The organism is Paenibacillus sp. F411 (assembly GCF_017582705.1).
GTDB classification, from domain to species: Bacteria; Bacillota; Bacilli; order Paenibacillales; family Paenibacillaceae; genus Paenibacillus_AQ; species Paenibacillus_AQ algicola.
Map to the genome: position 1 here is coordinate 1 of NZ_JAGFIP010000052.1, position 758 is coordinate 758.

A 758-nucleotide genomic window follows, 5' to 3' on the forward strand; every position below is an offset into this window, starting at 1 on the left:
GCTGAAAGCATCTAAGCGTGAAGCCCCCCTCAAGATGAGATTTCCCAATACGTAAGACCCCTTGAAGACCACGAGGTAGATAGGTTGGAGGTGGAAGTGCAGCAATGCATGGAGCTGACCAATACTAATCGGTCGAGGGCTTATCCTACAAGCTTTACGAAGTAAAGCTAGCTTCGGAAGCATTACGCTAATGATCATTCTCTAACAACGCACATTCGTTTCGTATCTAGTTTTCAGGTGATTAAACATCTGAATTCTTTATTCCCTGATAGCTCAGTTGGTAGAGCACTCGACTGTTAATCGAGTTGTCACAGGTTCGAGTCCTGTTCGGGGAGCCATTTGGAGAGGTGTCCGAGTTGGTCGAAGGAGCACGATTGGAAATCGTGTAGGCGCCAAAAGCGTCTCGAGGGTTCGAATCCCTCTCTCTCCGCCATTTAAATATGGCCCGTTGGTCAAGGGGTTAAGACACCTCCCTTTCACGGAGGTAACAGGGGTTCGAATCCCCTACGGGTCACCACTTTCTTTACTAGTTTAGGGAATGAGGATACCAAAGGTTCATCGGTAGCTTGCAATTTGCTTGATGATTTGGTAATATAGAGGTCGGTTTGTTTATGGAGGCTTAGCTCAGCTGGGAGAGCATCTGCCTTACAAGCAGAGGGTCGGGGGTTCGATCCCCTCAGCCTCCACCATATAATTTAATGACGCGGGGTGGAGCAGCTCGGTAGCTCGTCGGGCTCATAACCCGAAGGCCGCAGGTT

The 758-nt window shown here is 49.2% G+C and carries 4 tRNA genes and 1 rRNA gene; all 5 read left to right on the forward strand.

From position 1 onward, the window contains the following. A 23S ribosomal RNA gene (locus JJQ72_RS20255) occupies positions 1-148 on the forward strand; the annotation flags it as partial. A 114-nt stretch (positions 149-262) separates the two neighbouring features. Further along, positions 263-338, forward strand: a tRNA-Asn gene (locus JJQ72_RS20260). 3 nt (positions 339-341) lie between these two features. Beyond that, positions 342-433, forward strand: a tRNA-Ser gene (locus JJQ72_RS20265). A 9-nt stretch (positions 434-442) separates the two neighbouring features. Continuing rightward, positions 443-517, forward strand: a tRNA-Glu gene (locus JJQ72_RS20270). A gap of 96 nt (positions 518-613) precedes the next feature. Further along, positions 614-689: transfer RNA gene (locus JJQ72_RS20275), tRNA-Val, on the forward strand. Positions 690-758 lie beyond the last annotated feature (69 nt).